Origin of the sequence: Streptomyces sp. OZ13, from assembly GCF_052068155.1 — a bacterium.
Taxonomy (GTDB): domain Bacteria; phylum Actinomycetota; class Actinomycetes; order Streptomycetales; family Streptomycetaceae; genus Streptomyces.
The window spans coordinates 1-23,790 of record NZ_JBQHCZ010000015.1 but is presented as its reverse complement, the minus strand read 5'-3'; the positions used below and the strand labels follow the sequence as shown (position 1 = coordinate 23,790).

Sequence of the window (23,790 nt, the reverse complement as noted above, 5' to 3'; positions counted from 1 at the left end):
CGGAGCCGCTGCCCCCGCCATCCACCTGTACCGCCGTGCGGCGTCTCCCTAGCATGTGGATCCCACAGAACCGGATCTCCATCAACGCGGGTGAGGACTGGATGCAGAGTTCGTGGCGCCCCGACGCCATCGACACCAAAGTGCCCAGCGTGGCACGTATGTACGACTACTTCCTGGGGGGCGACGACAACTATCAGTCGGACCGCGAAGCTTGCGAAGAACTTCTGAAGCAGGTCCCCAGCACGAAGACACTCGCCGTCAACAACCGCCGCTTCCTGCGGCGTGTCGTGCGGATGCTGGCGGCCGATTACGGCATCCGCCAGTTCATCGACCACGGATCCGGTCTGCCGACCCAGGACAACGTCCACCAGGTCGCGCAGTCGGTCGATCCGGCGTCCAGGGTCGTCTACGTCGACAACGACCCCATCGTGCTCGCGCACGGCCGGGCCCTGCTCGACGAGAACGACCGCACCACGGTCATCCAGGCCGACATGCGCGACACCGACGGTATTTTCGACCACGAGGAGACCCGGCGGCTGATCGATTTCAGCCAGCCTGTCGCGGCGCTCTTCGTATCGGTGATGCACTGCATCCCGGACGAGGACGACCCGGCCGGCATCGTGCGGCGGGTCGCGGAACGACTGGCGCCCGGCAGCTTCCTGGTCGTCTGCCAACTGGTGAGCGACAGGCCGGAGATCCGCAAGTTCGTCACGGACTTCATGGCGCAGGCCACCGACAACCACTGGGGCCGGGTCCGCGAGGAGCACGAGGTCGCCGCCTACCTGGACGGCATGGAGATCCTGGAGCCCGGGCTGGTGGAGGTCTCCACCTGGCGGCCCGACAACGATCTGGCGCCGGTGCAGCAGACCGACGAGTGGATCGAGTGGGGCGGGGTCGCGCGCATCCCGTAGCGACACGGCAGCGCGCGCAGGCGGCGGCGCGGCGAGCCGGCTCGAAGGAGCGGCTCGCCGGGCCACGGCCGTGGCGGCGCGGGCTTCGAAGGCGCGCACACCGAAGGCAGGATCATCGGACCGGGGTCGAACCCCCGGGCCTTCAGAGGCTTTTGATGCGCTGCTGGAGCAGTTCCAGCGACTGCTTGGGAGTGAGGGCGCACGCGCCCAGCCGGTCGAGCATGTCACGGTACTGCTCGACGGCCTGAGGCTTCTGGGAGAAGGTGCTGTCGGTCAGGTGCTCGATGTAGACCGCGTCCTTCAGGTCGCTCAGCGCGAAACGCAGATAGGTCACGCCCGTCCCGACGCCGACGGAGGCCGTCACCTCCAGCGGCGCGACCTGCAGGGTCACCCGGGGCCGCTCCATCATCCCGACGAGGTGCAGCAGTTGCTCGCGCATCACATGCGGTCCGCCCACCGTACGCATCAGCACGGACTCGTCGATCACGGCCCACAGGCGCGGCGCCTCCGGTGTGTCGAGCTGCCGCTGGCGTTCCTGACGCAGTTCGACCCGGCGCCGCACATCGTGGGTGAGGAGGTGGCCCGGCCCTGACCGGACGACCGCCTCGGCGTACGCGGCGGTCTGGAGCAGACCGGGCACGTAGAACGGCTCGTAGGTACGGATCGTCGCCGCGGCGCCCTCCAGGGCGACCAGCGGCTCGAAGAAGTCGGAGAGGACGTCGCTGAAGGAGCGCCACCAGTCGGTCTGGCGGGACTGCGTCACCAGCCGCATGAACTCTTCGACCTGCTCCTGTGCCCCGACGCCGTACAGATTCAGCAGTGCCATCGCGTCGGCCGGCTTGCAGCCGTGGCGGCCCAGCTCGATCCGGCTGGTCTTGGAGCGCGAGAAGCCCAGCCGGGCGTCGACGTCCGCTGGGTCCAGCCCGGCGTTCACCCGCAGTTGGCGCAATTTGCCACCCAGGATCAGCCTGAGGGCGGTCGGGTTGTTCTCGACCGCTCCCAGCGGCCGGACGAACAACGACGGACTCGGTTCGACTGCAGCCATCAGGCGCTCCTGCGGAGAAATAGGGACGACGACAGTATCCAGCACTCGCGCGGCGAGGCCATGGGGAAGTCGCCCACTCACCGACTGTTTTCAGCCGATTACCGCGTCGAAACCGCCCTCACGGGCTCCCGCCACGAATCCCGCGAACTCGTCGCGTGTGCAGACGAGCGCCGGCCCGTGCGGGTCCCGGGAGTTCCGGATCGCGATCCGGCCGCCCGGCAGCGACGCCATCTCCACACAGTTCCCGGTGGCGTTGCTGTGACTGCTCTTGATCCACGTCACCGACTCCAGCGCACTGGCCTGCATTCCGTTGACGAACTCCACGCCCATCAACTCCTCACTGCTCGCACACGTTTGACCCGGATCCCACCGATGCAATCCCATCTGCAATTGCATCCGCGGGTCGGCTCGACAATACTCGCCCTGTGTCTGCTGTCGAACGGCGAAGCCTGCAGGGAGACATGACCAGTGACGACTCACATGCCGGCGCTCTCGGGAACCGATGTACGGCATGGGTTCGGGAGCGGTCCTACGCAATCTGGCGTGAAACGTCCGCCCGGCATGCCCGCCGACGCGCCGGAGTACGCCCCGGAGGAACCCGTCGTCCCCGGCGGCTTCTCCGCGTGTGGACTGGACGGCCGCCCGAGGAACGCGGGGCAGGCGAGGAAGTTCGCCGCGAGCACCCTCCACGCGTGGTCCCTGCGGCCCCTGGTGGCGGACGTCGAGCTGATCGTCAGCGAGCTCGTCGGCAACGCCGTGCGGCACGCCCTTCCGCCCGCCCCGTCGTGCGCCGGCGAGTACCCGGTCTGGCTCGGTCTCTTCCGCTACCGCAGCCACCTCGTCTGCGCGGTGACCGACCCCAGTCCGGCGCCGCCGCGTCTGGGTGATCCCGGCCCGGCCGCCTCGGGCGGCCGCGGTCTGTTCCTGGTCGACTCGCTGAGCGACAGCTGGTCCTGGCGGCTGGCACCTCCTGCGGGCAAGACCGTCTGGGCGTGCCTGCCCCTGCCGGGACAACAGGGCTCCACCTGAGCCGCGACGGCCGGCGGCACCGGCCCTGCCGGTGCCGAGAATCCGTACAGGGCGAGGGGCCCTACGGCCGGACCCGCGAGCTCCGGTCGGGCGAGTCCGGTCAGGGCGAGGGCCGGTGCCCGTCGTCGGGGAGCATCAGCAGCCGGGAGCCGCCCGGCTCGACCGACACCGTCCGGTCCGTGAGCCGCACTTCGATCGGTCCCCCGTCGGAGGCCGGCACCCCGATGTGCAGTTCTCCGGGCCGCATCCGCACCCTCACGCCCCAATGGCCGTGGTAGCGGACGGAGAAGCCGTACTCGGCGAGCTGTGGCGAGTGGACGGGGTCGAACCACAGCGCCCCGCCACGGGTCTCCATCCCGGTCAGACCACGCTGCACCAGGTCGAGCGTGCCCGCCATCGCCCCGAGGTGGATGCCTTCCTCCGTGGTGCCGCCCTGGAGATCGGCGATGTCCCCCTCCAGGGCTTCCTTCACGTAGGTCCACGCGTCCTCTCGCCGCTGGCGCGCCAGCAGCCAACCGTGGACCAGGCCGCTCAGCGTGGAGCCATGGCTGGTGCGCTTCAGGTAGTAGTCGACCGTCCGGTGCCAGGTCTCTTCGTCGAGTTCATGGCCCAACCTGCGGAAGAGGCCGCTCAGTTCGGTCGGCGAGAAGAGGTAGCCGAGCATCAGGACGTCGGCCTGCTTGGAGGCCTGGTAGCGGTTGACGGTGTCGTTCTCGGCCTCCAGCACCCGGTCGAGACGGCGGATGTCCCCGTGCCGGGCGCGCAGGCCGTCCCAGTCGAGCTCCTCCAGGTCGCCGTAGCCGTGGAACTGGCTGATGACACCGTCATGGAAGGGCACGTACATCCGGCGCGACACCTCCTCCCAGCGAGCGAGCTCCCCGCGGTCGAGGCCGATGCGCTCGTACAGCTCGCGGCGGCGCGGCTCCGGCAGTTCGCGCACCACCTCGAGGGCTCGGGCCAGCACCCACACGGCGGTGACATTCGTATAGGCGTTGTCGTCGAGCCCCGGCAGGCAGGAGCCCGGGTACCCCTCGTGGTACTCGTCCGGACCTACGACGCCGCGGATGCGGTAGCGCTCCAACTGCTCGTCGTACTGCGCGAATCCGGCCCAGAACCGCGCGATCTGGGTGAGCATCTCCGCGCCCTTGGTGTGCAGGAACTCCGCGTCGCCGCTCGCCTCGCAGTACTGCCACACGTTGTACGCGATGGCGGACCCGACATGGTGCTGAAGGCGGGAATGGTCCGGCAGCCAGCGGCCGGACCGGGGGTTGAGGTGCAGCTCCTGTGTCTCCTCGCGGCCGTCGCTGCCGCTCTGCCACGGGTACATGGCGCCGGTGTGACCGGCGTCGCGAGCCAGCACGCGGGCCTGTTCCAGCCTGCGGTACCGGTACATGAGCAGGGCCCGGGAGACCTCGGGGAAATGCAGGTTCAGATACGGCAGGACGAACAGCTCGTCCCAGAAGATGTGGCCGCGGTACGCCTCGCCGTGCAGACCGCGGGCCGGCACGCCGACGTCGAGGTCGGCCGTGTGCGGCGACAGCGTCTGCAGCACATGGAAGAGGTGCAGCCGCAGAATGCTGCCCGCCTCCCCCGGCACGTCCAGCTCACCCCTCCGCCACAGCTGCCGCCACGCCGTCCGGTGCGACTCCAGCAGTGCTTCGAAGCCCGGCGCCCGGCCGACCCGGCCGACGGCCGCGTGCAGCGGGTCGCTGATCGCGGAGTCCCGCGAGGTGTGCAGCGCGACCGTCTTGTCGACCGTACGGGTGACACCTCCCGGGAGCGTCAGCCTCAGCAACTGCACGGCACGCAGCGGTTCATGGGCGTTGCGGGCCCGTTCCTCGTCGGTGGGTTCGTCGGCGATCGTGCGGGCCGCCATGCCGATCCGGATGTCGGAGGTGGCGGTGCGGCAGCGCAGCCACATGGTGTCGGGCTCGCCGTCACCGGCGTTGACGTGGACGAGATGGCCGCCGTTGAGCTCCCGGTAGCGCGCCACGCCGCTGTTGGTCACCGCTCCGTCGAGCGCCGCCTCGACCTCGATGTCGCCGGACCAGCCCTCTGCCGTGAACTGGGTGCGGAGCGCGGCGAGATGGGGATCGGCCATGTGGACCAGCCGGAGCTGGCGCACGGTGAGGGCACGGCCGTCCTCGGCCACGTAGCGCATGGTGCGCTCGAGGGTGCCCGCCCGCAGATCGAGGCGCTGGCGGTGTTCGGCCAGTGCCGAGCTGTCCGGCGTGAACCAAGCGGCGTCGCCGGCGACGCGGTAGATACGGAAGCGCAGGGGCAGCCAGTTGGGCAGGTTGACCATGTCCTCGTTCTCGACCTGCCGGCCGGCGACGGTCGAGGTGAGACGGTTGTAGCAGCCCGCCGCGTACGTGCCCGGGTAGTGCGTCTCGTCGGCGGTGCACTCGGGGGCGGCTCCCCGGGTGGCGAAGTAGCCGTTGCCGAGGGTGCACAGCGCCTCGCGCAGCCGCTCGCGCGCGGGCTCGTATCCCTCGTACGTCCAGATCCACTCGTGCATGGTCAGTCCTCCGGGGGCACTGGGGGCTCGGGGGCGGCCCGGGCTGCGTGGGGTTCCGTGGGCGCGGCCGGTTCGCCGGACCGCTCGGCGCCGGCGGGGAGCAGTTCGGCGAGGTCCCGTACGACGAGGTCCGCGCCGTGCTCGAGCAGGGCGTCGCCCGTCCCCGGGCCGGCCGTACGGTCCACGCCGATCACGAGGGCGAAACCGCCGCGTCTGCCCGCCTCGACGCCGGCCAGGGCGTCCTCCACGACGGCCGCCCGCTCCGGGGGGACGCCGAGCCGCCGGGCCGCCTCGAGGAACAGTGCGGGCTCCGGCTTGCCCGGCAGCCGCAGGCGGGCCGCGTCCGCACCGTCGACCAGGACGTCGAAACACGGCAGGACCCCGGCCCGGGTGATCAGTTCACGTGCGTGGCGGGACGCGGACACGGCCGCCAGGGGAACGGCACGGGCGCGCAGCATCCGCAGCAGTCGTGCGGTGCCCGGGTAGGCGTCGATGCCCTGCTCGCGCAGCCGCTGGGTGAACAGCTTCTCCTTGTACGCGGCGACGGCGCCCACGGTGTCCGTGCCCGGCGCGTCGTCAGGGCTCCCCTTGGGCAGCCGCAGCCCGCGGGAGGCCAGGAACGCCGCGGCCCCGTCCTGGCGTGAGCGGCCGTCGACGTGGCGCAGGTAGTCGTCCCGGACGTCGAAGGGCCGGCGAGCCGCGGGGTCGTCCGGCGGATGGGCCCGCAGGCAGGCGTCGAAGGCCGTCTTCCAGGCTGCGGCGTGGACCCGGGCCGAGTCGGTGATGACGCCGTCGGTGTCGAGGACGACGGCGTCGACGCCGCGCCAGCGGGGGCCGTTCACGGCCGCGTGTCCGGCTCGCCGCCCCGGCCGGGCGGTGCGGGGCCCACGCGTACGTTCATGTCTGTCCTCCCTGCTCGGCGGCCCCGTCGGCGCGGGCCGCTGTCGTCGCCCGGTGGAGGGAGCCACGCGATTAAGGATGGCCGCGTACCCCGTGCTCTGCGCGCTGAAGCCTGTGGCGTGCACGTGCCCGCGGGACGGCCGTGCATGCGCCGTGGGTGACGGGCGGCCGTCGCGGCCCTGTTCCGGGCTGCGCTCCGCCGTGGGCCGGCGGACGCGCGTCGCCGGAGGTCCGCGGGGCTCCCGCCGCCGTGAGTCGCTGCCCGGCGGATGGGTACCCGCCTCAGGAAGAGCGGCCCGCCACGAAACCAGGCGAAGGCTTTTCGATGGCACAACGAGTTCCGGACGGTCCCGAGGACCCGCAGTCCTCTGCTCCCGCCCTCCCGTCCGCCCAGGGCGACTACCTGGACCAGATCCAGGACGGCCTCCAGCAGGTCGCGCACGCGCACGGTCGCGTGCGGGAACTGCTGGGTGCGGTTCTCGCGATCAGCAAGGAACTGGAGCTGGACTCCGTGCTGCGCACCATCAACGAGACCGCCCGGCAGCTGGCGCAGGCCCGCTACGCCGCGCTCGGTGTACTGGACGAATCCGGTGAGTTCACCGAGCTGATCACCTCCGGCTTCGGCCGCGACCAGTTCGCCGCCCTCGGCGACCAGTTGCCGCACGGTAGCGGCCTGCTCGGTGAGCTGGTGCGCGATCCGCACCCGCTGCGCGTCGATCGTGTGGCGGACCATCCGCACGCGATCGGCTTCCCGCGAGGCCACCCGGCGATGACGGCCCTGCTGGGTGTGCCGATCCGCGTGCGCGACAAGCTGTACGGCACCCTCTACCTGGCCGACCGCGAGAGCGGAGAGCCGTTCACGGACGACGACGAGAACATCGTCGTGGCATTGGCCGGCGCCGCGGGTGTGGCCATCGAGAACGCCCGTCTGTACGACCGGTTGCGGCACGCCACGGAGGACTTCCAGCGAAGGTTGCTGCCCCGGATGCCCCGGCGCGAGGACCTCGAACTCGAGGCCAGGTACCAGCCCTCCACAGAGGCGCCGCGGATCGGCGGCGACTGGTACGACCTCGTCCGGCTGCCGGGCCGCGTGCCGTGCCTGATGGTCGGGGACGTGATGGGCCACGGCCTCGAAGCGGCCACCGTGATGAGCCAGATCAGCAACATGCTGCGGGTGATCGCCTTCGAGGAGGAGGAGCCTCCGAGCCGCATCCTGTGCCGGCTCGACGAGGTCCCGCACGAACTGCACGGAGGACCGATGGCCACCGTCATCATCGCGAGGCTGGAACCCAGCGCCCACGGCAAGCGGCTGCACTGGTCCAGCGCGGGCCACCTGCCGCCGCTGCTGGTCACACCGGACCACCGGGCCCGCTACCTGGCGACGGACACCGGCCTGCCGCTGGGCGTCGATCCGGCGATGGACCGCGAGGACCAGACCGAGGTGCTTCCTCCCGGCAGCACACTGCTCCTGCACACGGACGGGCTGGTCGAGCACCCCCGCCGGTCCATCGACGAGGGGATGGCCGACGCCACCGGCATCGCGGCCGTGCGCGCCTCAGCCCCGCTGTCCGAGCTGTGCGACGCGCTCCTCGCACACGGCCACTACGCGTTCCACGACGACGTCGCCCTCCTCGCGGCCCGCCTCGCCTCCTGACGCCGGCCCGGTCCGCCGGTCCGTCCCGGCGGACCGGCGGACCGGCGGACCGGCGGACCGGCGCTCCGGGCGGCGCCATGGGTCAGGACGTGTCCCGTACCTCGCTGTCCTCCACCTGGGACCCAGGGGCGGCGCGGTTGGGCGCGGCCGGGCTGGGCGAGTGCTGCCGCGGTGGCGGCCCGCCGTCGCGGCCCTCGCCCCATTCCGGGATGCGCAGGGCGAGGAGGGCGACGTCGTCCCCGCTGGGCTCCATGCGGGCGAGGAGCTCGTCGCAGAAGTCGTCGACGTCCCGGTGGGCGAGTTCGGCGGCGTGACGGCGGAGCTGGGCGAGTCCTCGGTCGATGGGACGGGTCCGGCTCTCGACCAGGCCGTCGGTGTAGAGCAGCAGGGTGGAGCGGGCGGGCAGACGCTCGCGGGCGTCCGGCCATCCCAGGCCCATGTGCAGCGCGGAAGCCATACCGAGGAGGGGCCCGTGGCCCGCTTCGAGGTAACGGGCCTGTCCGTCGTGGGTCACCAGTAGCGGCGGCGGATGGCCGGCGTTGACCCAGTGCAGTTGCCACGGCCCTCCCTCCTGGCCCTCGATCCGGGCGAAGACGGCGGTGGCCATCGGCGCGTCGCTGGTGTGCGTCATCGCCTCGTCGAGACGGCTCATGATGAGGCTGGGAGGCTCCTGCCGGTCCCAGGCGAGAGCGCGGAGCATGTTCCGTACCTCGGCCATATGGGCCGCGGCCTTGAGGTCGTGGCCCACGACGTCGCCGATGACCATCGTCGTCACACCGTCGGCGAGGAGGAAGGCGTCGTACCAGTCGCCCCCGATCTCGGCGGCGCTCTCCGCGGGCTGGTAGCGGGCGGCCATCTGGAGGTGGTCGACCTGGGGCAGCGGCGTGAGGAGCTGACGCTGCATGGTCTCCGCGAGCTGCCGTTGCTGGTCGAACAGCTGGGCGTTGTCCAGCACCAGGCCGGCCCGGCGGCCGATGTCGGCCAGCACCAGCAGGTCGGCCTCCGTGCAGGGTGGACGTGCGCCGCTGCGCGCCACGGTGAGCACGCCGAACACCTGACGCGTGGTGCTCAGCGGCACCACGACCGCCGAGTGCCCGCCGAGCCGGTCGAACAGGTCCCGGTGCGCCGGCGCGAGCGGCGCCTGCGGAGTGAGGTCCTCGGCGTCCAGCCGCAGGGGCCGGCCGCCCCGCATCACACGGGCGAGGACCGAGGCGGAGGGCGTCTCCGTCAACGGCGGCAACGGGCCCAGCAGCGTCCCGCCGTCGTCCTCCGCGCCGGGGTCCTCGCAATGCACGGCGATCCGGCGCATGTCGTCGGCCTGAGGGTGCGTACGAAGATCGACCGCCGCCCAGTCGCCCAGCTCCGGCACCAGAAGACGCACCAGCCGGTACAGCATTTTCGGGACGTCCAGGGTGGAGCTGAGCACCGCGGAGATCTCCGCGACGATCGTCAGCCGCTCGGTGAGCTCCTCCAGTGCCACGAGGTGCGTCGCCTGCTGGTCGACGGCCCGGCGGTGCAGGCTGAAGTCGTGGAAGACGATCACCGCGCCCTCCACCTTCCCCTTCCGCACCAGGGGCGTGGCGGCCCAGATGATCGGGACGGTCGTGCCGTCGGCCCGCAGGTAGAACTCGTCGCTTCCCTCGGCCGGACTGCCGTTCGTCAGTACGGAGAGGACACGGCATTCGTCGCGGGGGATCGTCCTGCCGTCGGCCTGCCGGTGCAACAGGTCGTGGAGGTCCTGACCGAGCATCCGCTCGGTGTCGCGGTCGAGGAGGCGGTCGGCCCACGGGTTCGAGGCCGTGAGCCGCCCCGAGGTGTCGGTGATGAACAGCCCGGCACCCACGCTCTCGAACACGGCACGCAGGAAGTCGAGCTCCAGCGGCCGGTCAGCGCCGTTCACGCCCCACCATCCCCGGGTCGCCCGTTCCTCCTGCGCCGCACCGGCGCGGGCGCGTCGTCGACGGCCCTCTCGTCATGCTCGCATCCGGGGCGGCAGCGCGCTGCTCCACCGACCCGGGGCGGCCGGGGACACCGCGGGACCGCGCCACCCCCGGCCGGGCGGGATCCGCATGGCCAGGGGCCCGGCCGCGGCCCCTGCCGGGGTCGGGGCCGCACGGTCGAGGGCCGCCGCCCGCCCGGCCATGGCAGGGCTACGCGAGGCCCTCTCGCGCCGTACCTTCCCGCACGGCCGCGCGCGCCGCCGCCGCGTCCGGGGCCGCCAGTGCCAGTCCGGCGAGCCGCCGGCAGTCGTCCAGGGTGTGGGCCGCCAGGGCGGCGCGGACGTCCCCCAGGCAGCTCGGCGCGGCCGAGAGACTGCTCACGCCGAGTCCGACGAGGACCAGGGCGAGCAGCGGGTCGGCCGCGGCCTCCCCGCAGACGCCCACGGGGCGGTCGCAGGCCGCTCCCGCCCCGGCGGCCGTCCGCACCAGTTCGAGCAGGGCCGGCTGCCAGGGGTCCAGGAACTCGGCCAGCGTGCCCAGGGTGCGGTCGGCCGCGAACGCGTACTGGGCCAGGTCGTTGGTGCCGACGCTGAGGAAGTCGCACTGCCGGGCCAGGTCTCCCGCCCGCAGCGCCGCGGCCGGGACCTCGACCATGGCGCCCGCGGTCCGCAGGCCATGGGCCCGAACCCGTGCCGAGAAGGCCGCCGCCTCACCTGGCACGGAGACCATGGGCGCCATCACCCATACGTCGGCCTCTGTTGCCTGCGCCGCAGCGGCGATCGCGGCGAGCTGCGTCTCGAGCAGCTCCGGGTCCCGGCGGGCGGTCCGCAGGCCGCGCACACCGAGGGCGGGGTTCTGCTCGTCGGCCGAGGTGACGAACGGCAGCGGCTTGTCGGCCCCCGCGTCCAGGGTCCGTACGACGACCCGGCGCCCGGCGAAGGCGTCGAAGACCGCGCGGTAGGCGTCGGTCTGCTCCTCCGCGGTGGGGGCCTGCTCGCGGTCGAGGTAGAGGAACTCGGTGCGGAACAGCCCCACGCCCTCGCTGTCGGCCGCCGCGGCCGCGTCCAGTTCCGGCAAGGCGCCCAGGTTGACCAGCAGTTTGACCGCGTGGCCGTCGGCCGTCCGGCCTGGGCCGCTGACCCGGGCCGCGGCCAGACGGCGGCGTTCGTCCCTCGCGGCGGCCGCGGCTACGGCGTCCGCGTCCGGGTCCGTCACGACCGTGCCGGCCGCGCCGTCGACGAGCACCGGCGTGCCGTCGGTCAGCGCCGCGGCGGCGGCGCAGCCCACGACGGCCGGCAGGCCGAGGATCTTCGCGAGGATGGCGGTGTGGCTGGTGGGGCCGCCGCGTTCGGTGACCAGGGCGAGGACCTCGGCCGGGTCGAGCAGAGCGGTGTCGGCGGGCGCGAGATCGTCCGCGACGAGGATGTACGGGTGGCCGGGGGCCGGCAGGCCGGGCATCGCGAGGCCCTGTACCGCCGCGACCGACCGGTGGCGGAGGTCGTCGAGGTCGGCGACGCGTTCGGCGAAGTAGCCGCCGGCCGCCTCGAGCGACGCGCGGAAGGCACGGAACGCCTGGTCGAGCGCGTGGGCCGCGTCGGAACCGCCGGCAACGAGTTCGCCGACCTGGTCGGCGAGCGTCGGGTCGGCGGCCATCATCGCCTGGGCGGAGAGGACGTGCGCCGCGTCGCCGCCGACGGCCGCCGCCCGACCCTCCAGGTCCGCGGCGACCCGTGCCAGCGCGGCCCGGGCCGCTGCCGCCTCGGCCGGTACGTCGGCCGGGTCCACGGTGCGCGGCGGCGGCAGCACGGACGGCTGGGCCATCCGGGCGACGGGCCCGGCGGCGCTGCCGCCACCGACGCCGATGCCGTCCAGCACTCCGCCGGCCGTGGTCGCGGGTGCCGCTGAGGTGGTCGTGCCGGTCGTCACCGCTGCTCCTGGGCGTCGAGGTCGGCGGCGACCAGCGTGGCCAGTTCCTCGATGGCGGCCTCGGCGCCGTCGCCTTCGGCGGACAGCACCAGGGGTTCACCGTGCTTGGCGCCGAGTGCGAGCACCGACAGCAGGCTGCGGGCGTCGACCGGTGCGCCTCCGTCGCGGGCGACGGTCACCCTGACGGGCTGGCGGGCGGCGGCCTGGACGAAGACCGACGCGGGCCGGGCGTGGAGTCCGGAGCGGGAGCCGATGACGACGGTGCGCTGGGGCATGGGGATGACACTCCTACGGGATGGGGGACGAGGCTGCCGGTGGGCGTTTGTCCGCCGCGGAAGGGCACAACGCTGGGCCGCTGGGCGGGGGATGGACCGGGAAGGGACCGGACAGGTCCTCGGCTGCCCGGGGACCTGATCCGGGATCTTCCGGGGCCTGTTCCCGGACCGGTCCGGGCGCCAATTGCGTCCGGCCGTCCAGGCCTGCCGGGAACGGTTCCGGGCAGGCCCGGGCGAGGGGTTTCAGGCGGCGGCCGGGACCTTGGGCTCCGCGGCCTCGGAGACGGCCGGGGGCGTGACCGCGTGGCCGGCCGGCTTGCGGCGGCTCTTGAGGAGGACCACCAGGGCGGCGGTGACCACGGTGCCGGCGGCGATGGCCAGCAGGTACAGCAGCGGCCGCCCGATGAGCGGTACGACGAAGATGCCGCCGTGCGGGGCGCGAAGCGTGGCGCCGAACGCCATCGACAGTGCGCCGGTGACCGCGCCGCCGGCCATCGCGGACGGAATGACCCGCAGCGGGTCGGCCGCGGCGAACGGGATCGCGCCCTCGCTGATGAACGAGGCGCCGAGGACCCATGCCGCCTTGCCGTTGTCCTGCTCCGCCTTGGTGAACAGCTTCGCGCGCAGGGTCGTCGCCAGGGCCATGCCGAGCGGCGGGACCATTCCGGCGGCCATCACGGCGGCCATGACCTTGAGGCTGCCGTCGGTGGGGTTCGCGAGGCCGCCCACGGCGAAGGCGTAGGCGACCTTGTTGACCGGGCCGCCGAGGTCGAAGCACATCATGAGGCCGAGCAGCACGCCGAGCAGCACGGCGTTGCCGCCGGACAGACCGCTCAGCCAGTCGGTCATGGCCTTCTGGAGCGAGGCGATCGGCTTGCCGACGACGATGAACATCAGGAATCCGACGACGGCGGCGGAGATCAACGGGATCACGACCACCGGCATCACACCGCGCAGCACGGTCGGCACATGGATCCGCTGGATCGCCATCACGACCGCGCCCGCGATGAGACCGGCGGCGAGTCCGCCGAGGAAGCCCGCGTTGATCGTGACGGCGATGGCACCGCCCACGATGCCGGGCACGAGTCCGGGCCGGTCGACCATGCCGTACGCGATGTATCCGGCGAGGACGGGGACCAGGAAGCCGAAGGCGGCGCCGCCGACCTGGAAGAGCAGGGCGGCCCAGCCGGCGGCCTCCGTCCACACGAAGTGCTCGGCGACCGACGGGGCGCCGTTGATCTCGTACCCGCCGATGGCGAAGGCCAGTGCGATGAGGAGACCGCCCGCGGCGACGAACGGCACCATGTAACTGACGCCGGTCATCAGCCAGGTGCGCAGGCGGATGCCGAAGTGGTCGCCCGGCGCGCCGGAGTCCATGGGCGCGGTGGCGGTGGACGGAGCGGTGGTCTCGCCGCGTTCTGCCTTGGCCCGTACCTCCGCGACCAGTTCGGCGGGCCGGTTGACGGCGGCCTTCACACCGACGTCGACGGTGGGCTTGCCGGCGAACCGGTGCCGCTCCCTGACCTCGACGTCGTGGGCGAGGATCACGCCGTCGGCGGCCGCGATCACGGCCGGGTCGAGGCGGGCGAAGCCTGCCGAGCCCTGGGTCTCGACGACGAGTTCGACGCCTTCGGCCTCGCCTGCCTGGCGGAGCGCCTCGGCGGCCATGTAGGTGTGGGCGATGCCGGTGGGGCAGGAGGTGACGGCCACGATCCGGAACGGGGCGGAGGCGGACGCCGGGGCCGGCGGGGCCGCGCTGTCCGCGCTTTCCGCAGGGGCTTCCTCAGGCGCCGGGGCGTCCTCGCCGCGGATCAGGGCCGCGACCGCCGCCGGGTCGTGCTCGGCGCGCAGCGCGGTGGTGAACCGGGCGTCCATGAGCCGCCGGGCCAGGGCGGAGAGGATCGTCAGATGGTCCTCGTCGGCTCCCGCCGGCGCGGCTATCAGGAAGATCAGATCGGCGGGCCCGTCCGGGGCGCCGAAGTCGATCCCCCCGGCGCTGCGGCCGAAGGCGAGGGTCGGCGCGGTGACGTGCTCGCTCCGGCAGTGCGGAATGCCGATGCCGCCGTCGAGGCCGGTCGGCATCTGTGCCTCGCGGGCCGCCACGTCGGCGAGGAAGCCGTCGAGGTCGGTGACGCGGCCGGCCGCGACCATGCGCTCCGCGAGGGACCGCGTGGCGGCCTGCTTGGTCTCGGCGGCCAGATCGACGTCGACCAGTTCTGCGGTGATCAACTCACTCATCACGCGGCTCCTTGCTCGCGAACCGCCCGGGGGGCGGTGGTGGGACGTGGTGGGCGGGCCCCGGCGCCGACACGGCCGCAGGACCGCGCGCCGGTACGTGGGGGACGGTGGGCCCGCCCGGGACGGACGGTCATGACGCCGGCTCCCCGAGCACGCGGTCGAGGGGCACGGAAGCGGTGACGGTCACCGCTTGCGGGTCCAGGTCGGCCGGTGTCGGCATGACGCTGCCCGGCAGTTGTACGGCGGCGGTGCCGTGGGCGACGGCGGCCGCCAGGGCGGCCGGGCCGGCACCGCCGGCGGTGAGGAAGCCGGCGAGGGAGGCGTCCCCGGCACCGACGTTGCTGCGGACGCCGTCGGCGGGGGCGTGGCCGAACCAGACACCGGTGTCGTCGACGAGCAGTTGGCCGTCCGCTCCCAAGCTGGCGAGCACCGCACGGGCGCCCCGTTCGCGCAGTTCCTCCGCCGCCTTGACGGCGTCGCCGACGGTGGCGAGGGGGCGGCCGACCGCTTCCGCGAGTTCTTCCGCGTTGGGTTTGACCACGTCGGGGCGCTCCCGCAGGGCTGCGGTGAGGGCGGCGCCCGAAGTGTCGAGGGCGACACGGGCGCCGGCCCGGTGCGTCCGCGCCACGAGTTCGGCGTACCACTCGGGACGCAGGCCGCGCGGCAGGCTTCCGCAGCAGGCGATCCAATCGGCCTCGGCCGAGCGGGTGCGGACGGTCTCCAGCAGCGCCTCCGCCTCCGCAGGGGCGAGGTCGGGTCCGGCCGCGTTGACCTTGGTGAGGGTGCCGTCACGCTCGACGAGCGTGATGTTGACCCGGGTCGAACCGGCGACGGGGACGCCGGCGGCCTCGATGCCGTGCTCGCCGAGCAGCCGGTCGAGCAGCGCGCCTTCCGGCCCGCCGAGCGGTACGACGGCGACGGTGCGGTGGCCGGCGGCGGCCACGGCCCGGGAGACGTTGACGCCCTTGCCGCCGGGGTCGACCCGGTCCACGGCCGCGCGCAGTACGGCTCCGCGGTCCAGGGACGGCAGTTCGTACGTGCGGTCCAGGCTCGGGTTGGGGGTGACGGTGAGGATCATGCGCGGACGACCTCCGTGCCCTGCCGCTCGATGGCGCGGGCGTCGTCGGGACTGAGGCCCGTATCGGTGATCAGCAGGTCCACGTTCGCCAGGTCGCCGAAGCGGGCGAAGTGCTGCTGCCCGAACTTGGTCGAGTCCGCCAGCAGAACGACCCGGCGTGCGGCGGCGATCGCGGCCCGCTTGACGGCCGCCTCCGCCAGGTCCGGGGTTGTCAGGCCGCCCTCGGCGTCGAAGCCGTTGGTGGCGAGGAAGACGACGTCGGCCTTGATCTCGCCGTACGCGCGCAGGGCCCAGGCGTCGACGGCGGCACGGGTGCGGTGCCGGACCCGCCCGCCGACGAGGTGGAGGGCGATGCCCGGGTGGTCGGCGAGGCGGGCGGCGACGGGCAGCGCGTGGGTGACGACCGTCAGCTGGGATTCCACCGGGATGCCGGCCGCCAGCCGGGCGGACGTGGTGCCGGCGTCCAGGATCACGCTGCCGTCTCCGGGCAGCTCGCCCAGCGCGGCGCGCGCGATGCGTTCCTTCTCGTCGGCGGCGACCGTGTCGCGCTCCGCGAGGTCGGGCTCGAAGTCGAGGTTGCCGGCGGGGATGGCGCCGCCGTGCACACGCCGCACCAGCCCCGCCCGGTCGAGGGCCTTCAGGTCGCGTCGCACGGTTTCCGCGGTGACCTGGAACTCCTCGGCGAGGGACAGCACATCCACCCGACCGCTTTCGCGGGCCAGGCGCATGATCTCCTGCTGACGCTCCGCTGCGAACATGTGGTTTTACATCCGTTCCATGACCGAGTCTGTGGTTTTCCTTGATGCTACGCACGAACCACGGGGAAGTAAACAGATCCGGGCATGCAAACGGACAGAAACAGGCCCGAGGGTCAGCGAGTGGGCAGACCGTGGTCGCGGAGCCGACCGACGGACAGGCCGCGCGCCCGGCAGTCCGCCACGACCGGGCCGAGCGCCCCCAGGGCCGCTCGCCAGGCACCGGGAGCGCTCAGCGCGTCGGAGTCGTGCAGCAGCACCGTCGCCCCGCCTCTGAGGGTCCTGCTCAGTTCCGCGCGTACGCTCCCCGGCGTCGCCGCGGCCGTCCAGTCACGGCCCCACGAGGTCCACAGCACCGGTCTCAGCGCGTTGGCCCTGGCCGCGTACCACCGCCCGCCGGTGAGGATCCCGTAGGCGGGCCGGTACCACAGCGGCCGCTCGCCGGAGATCTCCGTGACCAGGTCCGCCGTCCGCGCCAGGTCCCGTACGTCCCGCGACGGCCGCGGATACCACGGTCTCTCGTGACGCCAGCCGTGCACGGCCAGTTCATGGCCCTCTGCCGCCATACGCCTGCCCAGCCCGGGATGCTGTGCGAGCCGGCTGCCGAGCACGAAGAAGGTCGCCCGTACGGAGAGTTCGTCCAGCGCCCGCAGGAAATGGGGCGTGGTGCCGGGGTCGGGGCCGTCGTCCAACGTCAGCGCGACCCGGTCGCGGTGCCCCCGCCCGTCGAGGACGGGGGCGAGAGCGCCGCGCACGCCGGGAAGCCAGGTCGCCGCAGGCCCGATGTGCGCGCCGGCCGCGAGGAGCGCCGTGCCCGTCACCGCCAGGGCGGCGGTGGCCCCGCTGCTCATGGGCCTCACCATTTCCCCGTTCCTTCCGTGCTCTCCGCGTCCTCCGCCAGGAGCGGGGACCTGGCCAGTTCCACACAGCCGCCGATCAGCAGACCGAGTGCCACCACTTCCAGCGGCGTACGCCATCCCAGGTGCACGTTCTCCTGGAACAGCACCACCCCCAGCACCACGCTCAGCAGCGCGTCACCGAGCGTCAGAGCGGGCTGCGACGCGGCCAGCGAGCCCGCCCGGAGCGTCACCTGGAGCAGCAGGAAGCTGCCGAGGCCGACGCACATGGCCGCGTACAGCTGCCATGTCGCGAACACCGCCCCGACCCCCTCCGGCAGCCGGCCCAGCGCGTCCTTCATCAGCACGGCGGTGCAGGCGAAGCCGATGGACGTCGCGGTGCCCAGCACCGCCGCGCGCGGGGAGGACGGAAGCCGGAGCGAGACCGCGACCAGCACGGCGACCGCGGCGGCGAGCGAGAGCCCGGCCCATGCCCAGTGCGCGGCCGGGACCGTGTCCCGGCCGCCGGACGGTGCGGCCAGCGCGAGGAACCCGCCCAGGCCGGCCGCCATCGCCACGAATGCCACCCGGGTCCGCGGGTCGGGGCGACGCCGGAAGGCGATGCCTCCGACCACCAGGGTGAACAGCAGCTCCGTGCTCATCACCGGCTGCACCACGGCGAGCGGCCCGGTCGCCAGCGCCAGCGCCTGGAGGGCTCCCGAGACGACGAGCATCGCCGCGCCCCACGCCCACCCCGGTCGGCGCAGCATCGCCATGGCCGTCGCACCGGGGAGGTCGGCGAGGGCCCGCCTCTGCAGCACCGAGGCCGCGGCGTTGGCGAGCGCGGCGAGCAGCGCGAGGCAGACGGACAGTGCCGTCATCGCCGCACGTCCCGCCGGCGCGCCGGGCGGCCCGCCCGCACGGCGTCGTCCGCCGGGCCCCGCACGAGGATCGCAGCGGCACGGTACCGACGGAACATGCGGACCTCCCGGATCACGGACCGAGCGGGTCCAGCCTGTCGAGTAACGGGTCCAGCCTGTCGGGGAACGGCGCAAGCACCGCCCGACGGCAGGCGCAGCGGTCCCCGGTTCACCCGATCGGTCCCCCCGGCGCCCTTCCGGGGCACCGACGGCTCCGGTCCGGGGCCACCATGGACCGGACGGATCTGTCCGTCGCTCGCGCGGCGAGGAGGTGGCCCCATGGGCGGGCGCTTCATGGTGCTCAGTGCGGGCATGGGGGCAGGCCACGACGCGGTCGCCGGCGAAATCGCGCGCAGGCTCGCCGCCTCGGGCCACGAGGTGCTGGTGCGGGACGTGCTGACCCTCCTGCCGCCCGGCGCCGGGCGGGCACTGCGGTCGTCCTACCGGTTCTCCGTACGACATGCTCCGGGCCTCTACGCGGGCGTCCACGCGGTGTTCCTCGAGCAGCGGAACGGCGCGGGCCGGCCGCGGTCACGCCGCGGCACGGTCCCGGACGTGACGCCCTTGGCCGCACTCGCGGAGGGCCGGCTGAGGGCACTCGTCCGCGACCGGCGCCCCGACGCCGTGGTCTCGACCTTCCATCTGGCGGGTCAGATCACCGGCCGGATGCGCGACCGCGGCACCCTGGCGGTCCCGAGCGCCGTGTTCGTCACGGACTTCGCCGTCCACCGCGGCTGGCTCCATCCCGGCAACGACCTGTATCTGTGCGTCACACAGACATGCGCGGAAGCGGTGCACCGGGCGACCGGCCGGCCGGCGGCCGCCCCCGGGCCGGTGGTGCCGCCGGAGTTCGGCCGTCCGGCAGCGAAGGCCCCGCCCGGCTGGGCCGACGGCCGGCCGCCGGTGCTGATCTGCACCGGTGCCTGGGGCGTGGGGTCCGGGCTGAGGCGCACCGCGGAGGTGCTGGCGCGCCACGGCTGCCTCCCCGTGCTGCTGTGCGGCCGCGACGAACGGCTGCGCCGCCGGGCTGCCGCGATGCCGGGCGCGGTCGCGCTCGGCTGGGTGGACGATCTGCCGGAACTGATGGCCCACTCACGGCTGTTGATCGACAACGCGGCCGGTCAGACCGCCGTGCAGGCATTCGCCGCGCGTGTTCCCGTCATCGGCTACCGGCCGATCGCCGGCCACGGCGTCGAAGGCGTACGCGCGATGGCGGCAGAGGGTGTGACGGCGTGGGCGGGTGACACCGATGAACTGCTGGCCCGCGTGGACGAGTTGGTGGCGCCGGGTCCGGTCAGGGACAGTCAGGTCGCCCGCGCCGCCGCCCTGTTCCGTGACGACGCGGCGCGCCTCGTCGCAGCTCTCCCCGGCGGCGGTCCGCCGGGCGCCTGAGGAGGCGGGCGGGCCGCTGGACGTCCGAGGCACAAGGCGGGCCGCCGGGCGCTCTGAGGCCGGCGCGGACGGCGGCATCGGCCCGACGGCTCAGCCGAGGCGCTCGGCCAGGCGCCGGAAGACGAGGGGCACCGCGCCATGGATACGCGCCGGCATCCGCAGCCACCGCGGCAGGAAGATCTCGGCCCGGTGCCGCCGCGTCACCGCACGCCAGACCGCTTCGGCCACCTGCTCCGGAGTGAGGAGCTTCAGGCCCGCGCGGTGAGGCGGGGTGCCGCGCCGTTCGAAGAACGGCGTGTCCACGATGCCCGGCAGCACCAGGGAGATCGTCACCCCGGTCCCTCTCAGTTCGTACGCGAGACTCTCGGCGAACATGCCCAGCGCCGCCTTGGCCGCCGAGTACACCGCCTCGTCGCCGACGCCCACGGCACCGGCGATGGAGCCCAGCAGCACGATCCGTCCCCTGCCCCGCTCGACCATCTGCGGGAGGAGGCGACGCACCAGGTGCACCACGGACGCCAGATCGACGGCCAGCACCTCGTCGATCGCCGAAGCCGGTATGGCGGTGAACGGCCCTGCCCAGCCGACGCCGGCCGCCGCCACCAGGACGTCCACCCGGCCGGCGGATCCGAGGGCCTCAGCGGCGATCCGCCCGGCGCTCGCCGGGTCGGTCAGGTCGGCCCGCAAGGGGGTTCCGCCCGTGCGCGCCGCGACTTGGTCCAGTCGTTCCGCGTCCCGTCCGTGCAGCAGCAGCCGCCATCCGGGGACGGCGGCGAAGCGGGTCGCGACGGCGGCCCCGATCCCCGATGACGCACCGGTGATCAGCATCACCGGCCCTTTCGCTGTGCCCTGTGCTTCCGGCATCACAGGCTCGTCAGCAGTTGCGGCGAGATGTTCTTGATCATGGTGTTGGTCCAGCGCATCTGCCGGAGCGTCTGCGGGTGGCACGAAGAGGCGAGCTCGAGCAGCCGGGTGTCCTTCGATGCCTGTGCCGCCTGCGCGAGCATCTCCCAATAGAGCGAGTTCTCCGCGGCGTCCAGATGCAGGTCCCGCAGGTCGCGCAGGAGCAGCAGGCCGGGCTCCGGGCGGTTGCCGACGGCCTGCGCCGCCTTCTCCCGGATCATCGTCAGCAGTCCGGGCGAGGGCTTGACCGGCGATTCGTCGAGTTCGAGTCCGTAGGCGCGGCCGGTCACGGCCAGCCGTTCGACGTGCTCCCGGGACCAGCCGGCGAGGTCCTTGGCGACGTGGTGGACCTCGTGCTCCGTACTGTGCCGGTCCGCCACGGTGAGCAGTTCCTCCGCCAGGTGCCGCTCGCCGTGGTGGAGGACGCGCAGGGTGAGGCCGATGCCGTTCACCACCGGCCCCCTTCCCTCGTGGGCCCGGCGTCCGTCGTCTGCCGCACACGGGCGTCCGGGCCGCCTTCCGTCGCGGGGACACCGGAGTCACGGCCCGGCTCTGATGCGGTGGTGGTGGGGGCGGGCGAGTGCTGTCCGCCGCCCTTCTCCACGAGGGTGAGCGTGGCGGCAGCGGTCTTGAACAGCGGCTGCTTGGAGGCCGCGTCCCAGTCGGTGACGGTGGTCTCGTTCGCCGCCCGGCCCGGGACCGTGGCGTTGGGGCCGAACCCGGCGGGAGTGTCCCAGTAGCCGTAGTGGAAGGGCACGAACAGCGTTCCGCGCCTCAGTCCGGTGACACGCAGCCGCCCCCGGAGGGAGCCGCGCGGGGAGCCGACCTCGACGAGGTCGCCCTCCGCGAGGTCGCGTGCCGCGGCGTCGGCCTCGGAGATCTCCACCCACACATCGGGCGCCGCCGCGTTCAGTTGCGGTGTGCGGCCGGTCTTGGTGCGGGTGTGGAAGTGGTAGACGGTCCGACCGGTCGTCAGCTGGAACGGGTACTCCTCGCTCGGCGCCTCGTGCAGCGGCATGAACTCGGCGGCCTTGAGCATGGCCTTTCCGTCCGGGTTGAGCGAGCGGTACTCGACGACGCCGGACGACGCGCCGGTCACCAGGTCCTTGCCGTAGGACTCGCAGCGGTCGGGGTGCGCCCAGCTGATCCCGTCGGTGTACAGCCGCGGCGTGCCGGAGGGGTCGTCCTTCGTGCAGGGCCACTGGATGCCGCTGCCGCCGCGCAGCAGGCCGTACGACAGACCGGTGTAGTCGCAGGGCCGGCCGGCGCTGCACCGTTTCCACGCCTCGAACGCCGACTCGGGGTCGTGCCAGTGGATCAGCGGGCCGCCGTCCTTGTCGCGGAAGTCCATACGGGCGGCGTAGTCGAGGAAGATGTCCAGGTCCGGCCTGGCCTCCCCGGGCGGTTCCACGGCCTTGTCGGACAGGTGCACCGTGCGGTCCGCGTTGGTGAAGGTGCCGGTCTTCTCGCCCCAGGTCGCCGCCGGCAGGACGACGTCGGCCAGTTGGGCGGTCTCGGTCAGGAACAGGTCCTGCACCACCACGAACAGCCGTTCGCCGGAAAGGATCGAGCGGATCCGTGCGAGCTCGGGCAGTGAGACGGCCGGATTGGTGCCGCTGATCCACAGCATCCGGAGGGAGCCCTGCTCGGCGTAGCGGAACATCTGCATGGCGTGGGTGGGCGGCGCGTAGTGCGGGATCGTGGCCGGCTCGACGTTCCACACCCTGGCGAGGTCGGCCACGTGCTCGTCGTTCTCCCAGTTCCGGAATCCCGGCAGGTCTCCGTTGGCGCCGCATTCCCTGGTGTTCTGGGCGGTGGGCTGCCCGTTCATCTGGAGCACGCCGGCGCCCGGCCGTCCGAGCATCCCGCGGATCAGGTGCAGGTTGTTGATCTGGACGGCGGCCGCGGTCGCCTGATGGGACTGGTAGACGCCCTGAAGCACCGTGGAGAGCAGCCGGTCGGCGCCGCCGAGGACCTCCGCCGCCTCGACGATCAGCCTGGCGGGCACGTCGCAGACGGAGGCCGCCCATTCGGCGGTGCAGTCCTTGACGCGGGCGGCGAGTTCCTCGAAGCCGACCGTGTGCGCCTCGATGTACTCGTGGTCCACCCGGTCGTGACGGATCGTCTCGTGCAGCAGGGCGTTGAGGAGCGCCACGTTGGTGCCGACGCGAGGTGCCAGATGCACCGTGGCGCGGCGTGCCACCCGGGTGGGCCGCGGATCGACGCAGACGAGCCGCGGCGGGTCGGCCCCCTCCAGCCGGTCCAGGACGCGCATCCACTGCACGGGCTGGGTCTCCGCGAGGTTGTGCCCGAACAGGGCGATCACGTCGGCGTGGTCGATGTCGTCGTAGCTGCCCGGCTGTCCGTCGCAGCCGAAGGATTCCTTGAGGGCCTCGGCGGCGGTGGAGGTGCACAGCCGGGTGTTGCCGTCGAGGTGGTTCGTCCCGATGCCGGCCCGGGCCAGGACCGCGAGGGTGTAGTACTCCTCCAGGAACAGCTGGCCCGTGGTGTAGAAGCCGATGGAGCCAGGACCGCGTTCCTCCAGCAGCTCGCGGGAGCGTGCGACGACCCGGTCCATCGCGGTGAGCCAGTCGGTCTCCACCAGCCGTCCGTCCTGGCGGATCAGCGGCCTCGTCAGCCGGTCGGGCGAGGCGTTGGCCTGCCAGGCGAAGAGGTCCTTGGGCCCCAGCCGGCCCCGGTTGACGCGGTCGACGGCCCTGCCCCGCACACCGACCATGCGGCCGTCCTTGACGGCGATGTCCATGGCGTCCCCGTCGGAGTGCAGGATCGAGGCCGACTGCACCCACCGCTGCACCTCCTCCTCCGCGACGCCTTCGGCGAGGTGGGTGTCGACGCGGGTCGGCCATGCCCCGTGCCGCGAGTACGGGGTCCGCCCGCCCCAGGGCTCGGCGATCCGGTCCACCGAATCTTCCACGTCGACCTCCCTCGTCGCATGAGGCGGTACGGGTCGTACCGACCGCACAGAAGTACCCGGGATCGGCGGGCCGTAACGCCCGGAGCTCGCGGGCCGCGCCGGCGACGACCCCGTCACGCGGGCCCGACGCTCCGTCACCCGAACGGCAGATGTCGCAAATAGCCCCTTGGGTCCCGCACATATACATTGCACCGGTATATGTCCTTGGGGTCGCCGCCTGTGGGTGCAACCGCGCCCGGAGCCAGGGCAGACGGCACCCGAACGTACGGGAGTTCGTGTGGCATCTCAGTCAGGTTCTCGCCTCGATGTGCAGTCGGAAGACGCCTACGAGGACGAGCTGCCCGTACGCCGAAGGCAGCCCGGCAACGTCGTCGTGAAGTGGCTGACGACCACCGACCACAAGACGATCGGCACCCTCTACCTCACTACGTCGTTCATGTTCTTCCTCATCGGCGGCGTGATGGCGCTCTTCATGCGCGCCGAGCTGGCCCGGCCGGGCACGCAGATCATGTCGAACGAGCAGTTCAACCAGGCG

19 protein-coding genes and 1 pseudogene are annotated in these 23,790 nt (G+C 72.9%); 5 read left to right on the top strand and 15 right to left on the bottom strand.

Annotated features, from left to right (window positions below; all coding sequences use genetic code 11):
• The first annotated feature begins 101 nt into the window (after positions 1-101).
• Positions 102-911, top strand: coding sequence for an SAM-dependent methyltransferase (locus tag ACTMTU_RS27660; protein ID WP_441266323.1), 810 nt, complete (start codon positions 102-104; stop codon positions 909-911).
• 142 nt (positions 912-1,053) lie between these two features.
• Here the strand turns inward: ACTMTU_RS27660 and ACTMTU_RS27655 are convergent, their stop codons facing one another.
• Together ACTMTU_RS27655 and ACTMTU_RS27650 are read right to left on the bottom strand one after the other, a co-directional pair.
• Entirely contained in the window at positions 1,054-1,956 is a 903-nt protein-coding gene (locus tag ACTMTU_RS27655; RefSeq protein WP_441266173.1) for a helix-turn-helix domain-containing protein, read from the bottom strand.
• A gap of 90 nt (positions 1,957-2,046) precedes the next feature.
• Positions 2,047-2,286 (bottom strand): DUF397 domain-containing protein, encoded by a 240-nt coding sequence (locus ACTMTU_RS27650; protein ID WP_441266172.1) that lies wholly within the window; start codon positions 2,284-2,286, stop codon positions 2,047-2,049.
• A 213-nt stretch (positions 2,287-2,499) separates the two neighbouring features.
• Here ACTMTU_RS27650 and ACTMTU_RS27645 point away from each other — a divergent pair, with 213 nt between their 5' ends.
• Entirely contained in the window at positions 2,500-2,985 is a 486-nt protein-coding gene (locus ACTMTU_RS27645; protein ID WP_441266171.1) for an ATP-binding protein, read from the top strand.
• A 100-nt stretch (positions 2,986-3,085) separates the two neighbouring features.
• On the opposite strand, the gene ACTMTU_RS27640 is transcribed toward ACTMTU_RS27645, so the two are convergent.
• Positions 3,086-5,503 carry a glycoside hydrolase family 65 protein gene (locus ACTMTU_RS27640; protein WP_441266170.1) on the bottom strand — a complete coding sequence of 806 codons (2,418 nt, stop codon included), beginning with the start codon at positions 5,501-5,503 and terminating at the stop codon, positions 3,086-3,088.
• A gap of 2 nt (positions 5,504-5,505) precedes the next feature.
• Entirely contained in the window at positions 5,506-6,345 is an 840-nt protein-coding gene (locus tag ACTMTU_RS27635; RefSeq protein WP_441266169.1) for an HAD family hydrolase, read from the bottom strand.
• 383 nt (positions 6,346-6,728) lie between these two features.
• Here ACTMTU_RS27635 and ACTMTU_RS27630 point away from each other — a divergent pair, with 383 nt between their 5' ends.
• A complete protein-coding gene (locus tag ACTMTU_RS27630; RefSeq protein WP_441266168.1) occupies positions 6,729-8,057 on the top strand; it encodes a PP2C family protein-serine/threonine phosphatase in 1,329 nt (442 codons plus the stop codon).
• Between the two features lie 82 nt (positions 8,058-8,139).
• Here ACTMTU_RS27630 and ACTMTU_RS27625 read toward each other — a convergent pair whose 3' ends face one another.
• The 8 genes from ACTMTU_RS27625 to ACTMTU_RS27590 form a co-directional block, all read right to left on the bottom strand.
• Positions 8,140-9,957: a SpoIIE family protein phosphatase gene (locus ACTMTU_RS27625; RefSeq protein ID WP_441266167.1), complete on the bottom strand. Its 1,818-nt coding sequence runs from the start codon at positions 9,955-9,957 to the stop codon at positions 8,140-8,142.
• A gap of 250 nt (positions 9,958-10,207) precedes the next feature.
• Positions 10,208-11,923, bottom strand: a complete 1,716-nt coding sequence (gene ptsP, locus ACTMTU_RS27620) for a phosphoenolpyruvate--protein phosphotransferase (protein WP_441266166.1) — start codon at positions 11,921-11,923, stop codon at positions 10,208-10,210.
• Complete coding sequence (locus tag ACTMTU_RS27615) at positions 11,920-12,198, bottom strand: HPr family phosphocarrier protein (protein ID WP_189473000.1); 279 nt, start codon at positions 12,196-12,198, stop codon at positions 11,920-11,922. The genes ptsP and ACTMTU_RS27615 overlap by 4 nt, the downstream gene beginning before the upstream one ends.
• Before the next feature lie 243 nt (positions 12,199-12,441).
• Positions 12,442-14,436, bottom strand: a complete 1,995-nt coding sequence (locus ACTMTU_RS27610) for a PTS fructose transporter subunit IIABC (protein WP_441266165.1) — start codon at positions 14,434-14,436, stop codon at positions 12,442-12,444.
• 130 nt (positions 14,437-14,566) lie between these two features.
• A complete protein-coding gene (gene pfkB, locus ACTMTU_RS27605) occupies positions 14,567-15,514 on the bottom strand; it encodes a 1-phosphofructokinase (protein WP_441266164.1) in 948 nt (315 codons plus the stop codon).
• On the bottom strand, positions 15,511-16,272 hold the full coding sequence (locus ACTMTU_RS27600) for a DeoR/GlpR family DNA-binding transcription regulator (protein WP_441266163.1): 762 nt from the start codon (positions 16,270-16,272) through the stop codon (positions 15,511-15,513). The genes pfkB and ACTMTU_RS27600 overlap by 4 nt, the downstream gene beginning before the upstream one ends.
• A gap of 113 nt (positions 16,273-16,385) precedes the next feature.
• A complete protein-coding gene (locus ACTMTU_RS27595) occupies positions 16,386-17,120 on the bottom strand; it encodes a polysaccharide deacetylase family protein (protein WP_441266162.1) in 735 nt (244 codons plus the stop codon).
• 5 nt (positions 17,121-17,125) lie between these two features.
• Positions 17,126-17,986, bottom strand: coding sequence for a DMT family transporter (locus ACTMTU_RS27590; RefSeq protein WP_441266161.1), 861 nt, complete (start codon positions 17,984-17,986; stop codon positions 17,126-17,128).
• A gap of 318 nt (positions 17,987-18,304) precedes the next feature.
• Here ACTMTU_RS27590 and ACTMTU_RS27585 point away from each other — a divergent pair, with 318 nt between their 5' ends.
• Positions 18,305-19,417 carry an MGDG synthase family glycosyltransferase gene (locus ACTMTU_RS27585; protein WP_441266160.1) on the top strand — a complete coding sequence of 371 codons (1,113 nt, stop codon included), beginning with the start codon at positions 18,305-18,307 and terminating at the stop codon, positions 19,415-19,417.
• Positions 19,418-19,507: 90 nt separating this feature from the next.
• On the opposite strand, the gene ACTMTU_RS27580 is transcribed toward ACTMTU_RS27585, so the two are convergent.
• Genes ACTMTU_RS27580 through ACTMTU_RS27570 form a run of 3 tightly spaced genes read right to left on the bottom strand, consistent with a single transcriptional unit; the run spans position 19,508 to position 23,255 of the window.
• On the bottom strand, positions 19,508-20,281 hold the full coding sequence (locus ACTMTU_RS27580; protein WP_441266159.1) for an SDR family NAD(P)-dependent oxidoreductase: 774 nt from the start codon (positions 20,279-20,281) through the stop codon (positions 19,508-19,510).
• Complete coding sequence (locus ACTMTU_RS27575; protein ID WP_441266158.1) at positions 20,281-20,772, bottom strand: hypothetical protein; 492 nt, start codon at positions 20,770-20,772, stop codon at positions 20,281-20,283. Before ACTMTU_RS27575 ends, ACTMTU_RS27580 begins: the two co-directional genes overlap by 1 nt.
• Positions 20,769-23,255, bottom strand: a complete 2,487-nt coding sequence (locus tag ACTMTU_RS27570; protein WP_441266157.1) for a molybdopterin oxidoreductase family protein — start codon at positions 23,253-23,255, stop codon at positions 20,769-20,771. Before ACTMTU_RS27570 ends, ACTMTU_RS27575 begins: the two co-directional genes overlap by 4 nt.
• A 277-nt stretch (positions 23,256-23,532) precedes the next feature.
• On the opposite strand from ACTMTU_RS27570, the pseudogene ACTMTU_RS27565 reads away from it, so the two are divergent.
• Positions 23,533-23,790 (top strand): annotated as a pseudogene (locus ACTMTU_RS27565) (cytochrome ubiquinol oxidase subunit I); the annotation flags it as partial.

What these genes read in the sequence shown, in the direction of transcription:
- ACTMTU_RS27655 (WP_441266173.1), bottom strand. Translation starts at nt 1,956, where the DNA reads ATGGCTGCAGTCGAACCGAGTCCGTCGTTGTTCGTCCGGCCGCTGGGA.
- ACTMTU_RS27580 (WP_441266159.1), bottom strand. Translation starts at nt 20,281, where the DNA reads ATGCCGGAAGCACAGGGCACAGCGAAAGGGCCGGTGATGCTGATCACC.
- ACTMTU_RS27590 (WP_441266161.1), bottom strand. Translation starts at nt 17,986, where the DNA reads ATGACGGCACTGTCCGTCTGCCTCGCGCTGCTCGCCGCGCTCGCCAAC.
- ACTMTU_RS27585 (WP_441266160.1), top strand. Translation starts at nt 18,305, where the DNA reads ATGGGCGGGCGCTTCATGGTGCTCAGTGCGGGCATGGGGGCAGGCCAC.
- pfkB (WP_441266164.1), bottom strand. Translation starts at nt 15,514, where the DNA reads ATGATCCTCACCGTCACCCCCAACCCGAGCCTGGACCGCACGTACGAA.
- ACTMTU_RS27650 (WP_441266172.1), bottom strand. Translation starts at nt 2,286, where the DNA reads ATGGGCGTGGAGTTCGTCAACGGAATGCAGGCCAGTGCGCTGGAGTCG.
- ACTMTU_RS27600 (WP_441266163.1), bottom strand. Translation starts at nt 16,272, where the DNA reads ATGTTCGCAGCGGAGCGTCAGCAGGAGATCATGCGCCTGGCCCGCGAA.
- ACTMTU_RS27660 (WP_441266323.1), top strand. Translation starts at nt 102, where the DNA reads ATGCAGAGTTCGTGGCGCCCCGACGCCATCGACACCAAAGTGCCCAGC.
- ACTMTU_RS27595 (WP_441266162.1), bottom strand. Translation starts at nt 17,120, where the DNA reads ATGAGCAGCGGGGCCACCGCCGCCCTGGCGGTGACGGGCACGGCGCTC.
- ACTMTU_RS27615 (WP_189473000.1), bottom strand. Translation starts at nt 12,198, where the DNA reads ATGCCCCAGCGCACCGTCGTCATCGGCTCCCGCTCCGGACTCCACGCC.
- ACTMTU_RS27610 (WP_441266165.1), bottom strand. Translation starts at nt 14,436, where the DNA reads ATGAGTGAGTTGATCACCGCAGAACTGGTCGACGTCGATCTGGCCGCC.
- ACTMTU_RS27630 (WP_441266168.1), top strand. Translation starts at nt 6,729, where the DNA reads ATGGCACAACGAGTTCCGGACGGTCCCGAGGACCCGCAGTCCTCTGCT.
- ACTMTU_RS27640 (WP_441266170.1), bottom strand. Translation starts at nt 5,503, where the DNA reads ATGCACGAGTGGATCTGGACGTACGAGGGATACGAGCCCGCGCGCGAG.